The organism is Accumulibacter sp., from assembly GCF_029255125.1.
Classification (GTDB): Bacteria; Pseudomonadota; Gammaproteobacteria; order Burkholderiales; family Rhodocyclaceae; genus Accumulibacter.
Window position 1 is genome coordinate 1 of the sequence record NZ_JAPUVR010000071.1, and the last position, 6773, is coordinate 6773.

The following is a 6773-nucleotide window of genomic DNA, read 5'->3' on the forward strand; positions in this document are numbered from 1 at the left end:
ACCGTGCAGACGCTGACGGCAACCGTTCAGCCCGACGGTAGCTACAGCGCCACACCAGCCAGCGCACTCGCCGACGGCAGCTACACCGTCGATGTCAGCGTCACCGACTCCGCCGGTAACACCGGTATGGGGAACGACAATGGATCGGTACAGGTGGGAGTCAATCATCCCCCGGTCGTCAGTTCTACTGTAATCAACGTTGCCGAGGAAAGCAGCAACTCCCTTCTGGGCCTCTCCCCGCCAACCGACGCCGACGGTAACCCGCTCACGATCACCGTCACCGGGCTGCCGAGCGTGGGCAGCATCACGCTCGCTGACGGTACCCCGGTAAGCAACGGGCAAGTGCTGACCGCAGTGCAACTCGCTGGGCTGCAATATGACGCCCCGGCCAACTTGGCCGCGGCGACGACGACCAGCTTCACCTACAGTGTCTCGGACGGCCTGGCGACGACAAGCGGCGCAACGACAATCAATCTCACCCCGGTCAACGACGCGCCCGTCAACCTGGTCCCAGGTGCGCTAACAACCAATGAGGACACCAACAAGGCAATCACCGGACTATCAATATCCGACGTCGACGCTGGCAACAGCAGCATGACTGTTACCTTGCAAGTCACGCATGGCACCCTGACAGTCAGTGGCGGATCGGCAGCAATCGCAGGAAGCGGCACGCCTACCGTTACGCTGACCGGTACAGCCGCCCAGATCAACGCCACCTTGGGCAGCAGCGTGGTCTACGCCCCGGCCGCAAACTACAGCGGAACCGCGACGCTGACGATGACCACCAGCGATAACGGCAACACCGGTTCGGGTGGTGTCCTGTCCGATCAGGATACGGTCGCGATCACGGTCAACGCCGTCGCCGACGCACCCAGCATGCTGGTGGGAACGTCGGCATTCAGCTTGAACGCCGGGCCGACAACCATTTCCACACAACCGGGCATCACCCGGGTGTTCCTCGAGAACACGCTGGAATTGCCTTCCGGGCTGCTGAACAGCTTTGATCCGCCCGCCGGTGCGACGACAAACGATCCTGGTCCGATCACCGCGGTCGACGGCAAGGCGACCATGTATAACTACTCGCTGACACCGGGCACCGCCGTGGCATTCAACTGGGCGTTCACCAATGGTGAAACTCTTCAGAGCGAAATCAACGATGGTTACAACGATATGGTCGTTCTGTCGGTGGTCGATCCGAACGGGGGAAGGCAGAATATCCTGATCACATCGTCCGAGCAGGCCGGCCCAGCGACCAATACCAATGGCACCTATACCTTTACTCCGACGATGTCTGGCAACTACAGTTTTGCCTGGCTGGTGGTCAACGGGAAAGACAACGACAAGGATTCGACGCTACGCATCAACGGCATTGACTTCATGGCCGGGGGGACCAGCCATGCAGCACCGGTTGCCATTGCAGCGGACATACAGCTACGCGATACCGATGGTTCGGAAGCACTGGCGATCACGATTTCCGGCGTTCCCAGCGGTGCGATGCTCTCCGCGGGGACCGACCTCGGCGGCGGAACGTGGAGCCTGACGCCGGCCCAGTTGTCCGGACTTACCTTTCTCCCACCGAGCGGTTTCTCCGGAACGGTCAATCTGACACTGACGGCAAGTGCAACTGAGAGCAGTAACGCCGACATGGCGAGCGTCTCCCAGAACATCAGCGTCACCGTGGCAAGCACGACGAACACGACGATGGGTACCCACGATGGCGAAACCCTTACCGGAAACGCGTCGAACGATCACATCAACGGGCTCTTCGGCAACGACCTGCTCAGTGGCGGCGACGGCAGCGATCTGCTTTACGGCGGAACGGGAAATGACACGCTCAGCGGTGGAAACGCCAACGACGTGCTGGTCGGCGGCTCAGGCAATGATCAACTGACGGGTGGTGCCGGCGCTGACACATTCCGTTGGGCTCTGGCCGACCGCGGGGCGCCCGGCACACCGGCCAGTGATACCGTGACCGACTTTGATCTGACGGCACAAAGCGACCGTCTCGACCTGCGTGATCTCCTGCAGGGGGAAAACAGCGGCAGCCTGACCAACTTCCTGCACTTCGAGCAAGCCGGTAGCAATACGCTGGTGCATATCAGTTCGTCCGGAGGCTTTTCGACAGATAGTCACCAGGTCGGTGGAAGCTACACTGCGGGACAGGAAACGCAGACGATCGTCCTGCAGAATGCCAACCTGATCGGCGGCTTCACGACCGATCAGCAAGTCATCCAGGATCTGCTCAGCAAGGGCAAACTGATCACCGACTAGGCCGGGATGTTGCCCGAGCGGAAAGACCGAGGCGCGGCGCCGGATCGGCCGTCCCTCGGTCCCCGCTGACTAGCCTCCGGCCGACGGTTCGCTGACCGCCGGCCCGGTTACTCCGTCAAAGCCCAACCTGATCACCGCGGAAAGTTCCTCGCGAGTCGTCACCCCTTCCGCGATCACCTGCAGACCAATGTCGTGCGCGACACTTGCCAGTCCTTCGAGGAACGCTGCGTTGCCCCGGTTATGGTGTACGTCGCGGACAAAACTGGCATCGACCTTCAGATAGTCCAGGCCCAGATCATGGAGCAGACCGACCTCGCTGAAGCGGTGACCGAAGTGCTCCAGTCCGACGCGACAGCCCGTCTTGAGCAGGGCGAGACGAAATTCGCGAAAAGCCGGCAGTTCGCTGAACGCACCGTTCTCGTCGACCTCCAGCCACAGGCGGCGGGATTCGCTCGGACAGTCGGCCACCAGGATGAGCAGTTGCTGCCGGAAGCCGGCGTCGACGACTGAGCGCGCTGACAGATTGACCGCCAGCCCCGGCAGTTCGGAACGCGAGGCAAGTTCGTTCAAGCCCAGACGCAGCGCGGCAAGATCGAGCGCCGGTGTCAGCCGCAGCCGCTCGGCCATCGGCAGGAAACGACCTGCCGGCAACCACTGACCGCCCTCGTCGGAGAGCATGCGCAGCGGGCACTCGTAATGCGACAGCCGGCCGGCTGCATCGACCACCGGGAACAACACCAGCCGTAGCCATTGCTGTGCGAGCGCACGCGTAATCATTGCCGACCACTGCCCAGTACCGTGCTGGGCGTCCCTTGGTTCATCCGAAGGCACCTCGCGAATGGCACTGCGCCGACTCGCCTCAGCCGCGGCAAGTGCGCCGTCAACACGTGCAAGCAGGTTCGGCAGATCGCTTTCGTGATCGAAGCGGCCAAGCCCGATCCACACCGCCGCGTCATCGCCACCCGCGCGCCGGCCGCAGTCGTTGAGCGCTTGCAGCAGACTGGCGGCACGCGCGCGGCCATCACTGCCGGGCGACAGAAGAAGGGCAAAGTCAGCTCCGTTCAGGCGCCCGGCGAACGCTGGCGGATCCTGGTTGGCGCAGGCCGCAAGCTGCTCGCCGATTCGCCGCAGGTAATCGTCGGTCTTTACCCGACCTAATCGCCGATTGATCTCGCCCAGGTCGGCCAGCCGAATGAGCAGCAAGCAACCCTCGCCAGCGTCTTCTCCCTCCAGCGACTGGCGCAAACGCGCCATGAAATGGTCGCGATTGGCCAGCCCGGTCAAGGCATCGACGTTGGCCGCCCGCCGCAGCGCCTCGATACGCGCCGCCTCGTCCTCGAACATCTTCTTCAGGCGCCCGACGGTCATGTTCATCGCCCCCGCCAGGTGGCGCAATTCTGGTACGCGTGGTTCGTCGATGATCATGAAGCGCCGATCGCTGATCGCCATCGCCTGTTCGATGACGGCCTGCAGTGGCGCCCTCAGGCGCGCCAGAATGATCGAGCCGAGACATCCGCCGACGACACCGGCCAGCGCCAGTGCGCCGACCATCCGCCAGACGCTTTTCCAGAGCGCGCCGTAGGCGAAGCGGCTGTGACTGAGCAGGGTTAGTGTGCCCACCTGGGCCCAACCGTTACTGATCTGCGCCTGTCCGGGCTGGGCCAGAATTGGCAGCAGATCGGCGAACCAGCGTGGCGCTTCGAGCTCGACCGGCCCGCTGAGTCTTTCGACCATGGTCACCCCGTCAGGGTCGACGACGCGAATCAGCTCATAGTGACCGCTGTCGAAAAGAGCCGACACGGTCAACTCGATGGCGACTCGGTCGGGATTGCTCTGGCTGAGCGATAAAGCCAGCGCCGAAGCGTTGTCGGCATTCTTCATCGTCAGTTGCTCCTGCAGGTAAGCTCGCGCGCTGAGCATCGAGGCAGCCAGGCTGCCGATAAATGCGAGCAGCATGCTGGTGATGATGGCCAGCCAGAATTGGCGATACATCGACATGTTCATCGTCCTCAATCGAACATGATTAGTCAAAACCCTCGGCGCGCGCGCGCTGCAGCAGGTTCTCCCAGCGTGACAGGCGGCCGAGTTTTCCCGCACTAGGCGGTTCTGCCCCCGAAACGCCGGCAAAGATTCCCTCACTGTTGAAGCTGAACACCGGTTGCAGATCGCGCCGCTTCGATGCCGGCTGTATCGCTTTCTGCAGGTTGTCGAGAATCAGAGGATCAGCCTGCGGCCTGCTGTAGTAAGCCAGTACCATGTGCGCTCGCTGCACGAACTCGCCGCCGCCAGTGAGTTGAGCCTTGACATAGACCAGGCGCATCTTGCTGATCGGAATACCGGCCATGCGCAGCGAGAAGTACTTGGCGATGGCGAAATCCTCGCAGTCGCCCTTGCCCTGACCGATTGTTTCGAGCGGCGTTGCCCAGTAGTCAGCCTGCTGCCAAGTGCTGATGTCCTCTTCAAAAAGGATGTTCTTGTTGAAAAAATCGTTTACCAAGGCAAGCTTTCCTTCCTCGCCCGCGTTCCTGGCCTGCGCGAGAACGCGGCCCCAGTCGTCCAGCAGCGCGCTTCTCGCGGCGCCAAAGCGGGCGACCAGTTGTGCCTGCAGTGCACTCAGGCTCGGCTGGGCAAAGACGTAACAGGTTGCCAGCACGATCGGGAAGGCCAGCAGGCTGCCGCACCGACGGAGCGCTGGAACGGCCTGCCGCCCGATGTTCAGCGACATGTCAGCCGAAAGCGACAAGGCTTGGCGAAGAACTGAGGCAAATCCATGCCTTTTCCAGAAATATCACTCAGTCATGAGTATAATGCGATGGAATAGCTATCGGGGTAGGAGTGTTGAAGCATGGCCATCATTCAACAGAGATTTATTGCTCGTTTGGGCGCCTCGGTGCTCGCCAGCAGCGCCGTCCTGGTTGCCACCTGTCTGGCCAGCGAGCCCGCTTCCTTGCCAGAGGCTGCGCAGGCGGCTGTCTTGCGGAATCCCGAAGTCTTGGCGCGCTGGCATGCCTTCCGTGAAGCAACCGAGGAGATTGGCGTGGCGCGCGGAGGCTTCTTTCCCGAGGTCGACCTGTCCGCCGGCGCCGGTCAGGAACGTCTGAAGCCGGCAAGCGCCGGAGGCGACTCGAGCTACACCCGGCGTGATGTCTCGCTCAGCCTGCGGCAAATGCTGTTTGACGGCTTTGCCACCTCGAACGAAGTAAAGCGACTAGGCAAAGCCAAGCTGGTGCGCTACTTCGAGTTGCTCGATTCGTCCGAGAACATTGCCCTCGAAGGTGCGCGCGCGTACCTCGATGTCGTGCGTTACCGCCGCCAAGTCGAACTCGCAGAAGAGAACTATATCCAGCACCAGGCTGCCCTCGAGCAGCTTCAACGACGCGCAGCCTCGGGTGTGGGAAAGCGAGTCGACGTCGACCAGGCGGCAAGCCGCCTGGCGCTGGCCGACGTTAATCTGACGACCGCGCTGGCCAACCTGCACGACGTGACGGCGCGCTACTTGCGGATTGTCGGTGACTATCCGGCGAATGCCCTGCCTGTCCCGGCAGATCTGTCGGCAACGCTGCCCGAGAGGGTGGACCTGGCCCTGCAGTCGGCGCTGAAGCACAGCCCCGCCTTGCGGGCAAGCGTGGAAAACACCGAGGCGGCGCAGTACGACCTGGATGCCCGCCGGGCCGCATTCATGCCGCGCGTCGACCTGCTGGCGCGCAGCGAGAACATCCGGAACTACCTCGGCGTCGAGGGTTCGCGCGACAACACGGTCGTCGAACTGCGCTTGCGCTACAACCTGTTCAACGGGGGCTCCGACCTTGCGCGTGACCGCCAGTATCGCGAGCGCAAGAACACGGCGCTTGACCAGCGCGAAAAGATCTGTCGTGATCTACGCCAGACTTTGTCGATTGCCTACCACGACACGATCCGCCTGCGCGAGCAGTTGTCGTACATCACCCAGCAGGTCGAACTGGTCGAAAAAACGCGCAACGCCTATCGCGATCAGTTCAACATCGGTCAGCGCACGCTGCTCGATCTGCTCAACACACAAAACGAGTTCTTCGATGCACGGCGAACACAGGTCAATGCCGATGTCGATCTGTCACTGGCTTACCTGCGGTCGTACGCAGCGATGGGCCGTCTGCTCGAAAAACTCGGCCTGAAACGCGTCGATGCCGAGAACGTACCGGAAGAGAGCGCCATGGCTGCGGTTGACCCGGCGGCGCTCTGCCCGCCGCTGGCGCCGGCACAGCTACAGTTCGATCGCGAGGGATTGAGGAAGAAGGCACGCGCATTGATGGAGGGATCGCCGTCGGGCTTCATCGGCGGACGCAGCGCCTCCGAGGTTCCGGCTGCAGCCGGTGGCCACGACAACCCGGAAAAGCGCTAAGGCGTTAAGCAAAAATAACTTGAACATTTGTGATGATTGGCCTATGGTTTCGGCATGGAGCAGGAGTTAGCCATAGAAGCCAAGTATCAAGCGCTGCGTGGAAGGCTGGATGAGGCCACGCTTC

Annotated in this window: 4 protein-coding genes; 2 read left to right on the forward strand and 2 right to left on the reverse strand. The window is 62.1% G+C overall.

The genetic code is table 11. The annotated features are described in order from the left end of the window. On the forward strand, window positions 1-2271 hold a 2271-nt coding region (locus Q1L59_RS03410; RefSeq protein ID WP_300328037.1), incomplete at its 5' end, for a type I secretion C-terminal target domain-containing protein. 69 nt (window positions 2272-2340) lie between these two features. Here Q1L59_RS03410 and Q1L59_RS03415 read toward each other — a convergent pair. Then, window positions 2341-4275, reverse strand: coding sequence for an EAL domain-containing protein (locus Q1L59_RS03415; RefSeq protein WP_300328039.1), 1935 nt, complete (start codon window positions 4273-4275; stop codon window positions 2341-2343). A 19-nt stretch (window positions 4276-4294) separates the two neighbouring features. Then, window positions 4295-4996, reverse strand: a complete 702-nt coding sequence (locus tag Q1L59_RS03420) for a transglutaminase-like cysteine peptidase (protein WP_300328042.1) — start codon at window positions 4994-4996, stop codon at window positions 4295-4297. 120 nt (window positions 4997-5116) lie between these two features. Between Q1L59_RS03420 and Q1L59_RS03425 the strand changes: the two genes are divergently transcribed. Next, on the forward strand, window positions 5117-6649 hold the full coding sequence (locus tag Q1L59_RS03425; RefSeq protein ID WP_300328045.1) for a TolC family outer membrane protein: 1533 nt from the start codon (window positions 5117-5119) through the stop codon (window positions 6647-6649). Window positions 6650-6773 lie beyond the last annotated feature (124 nt).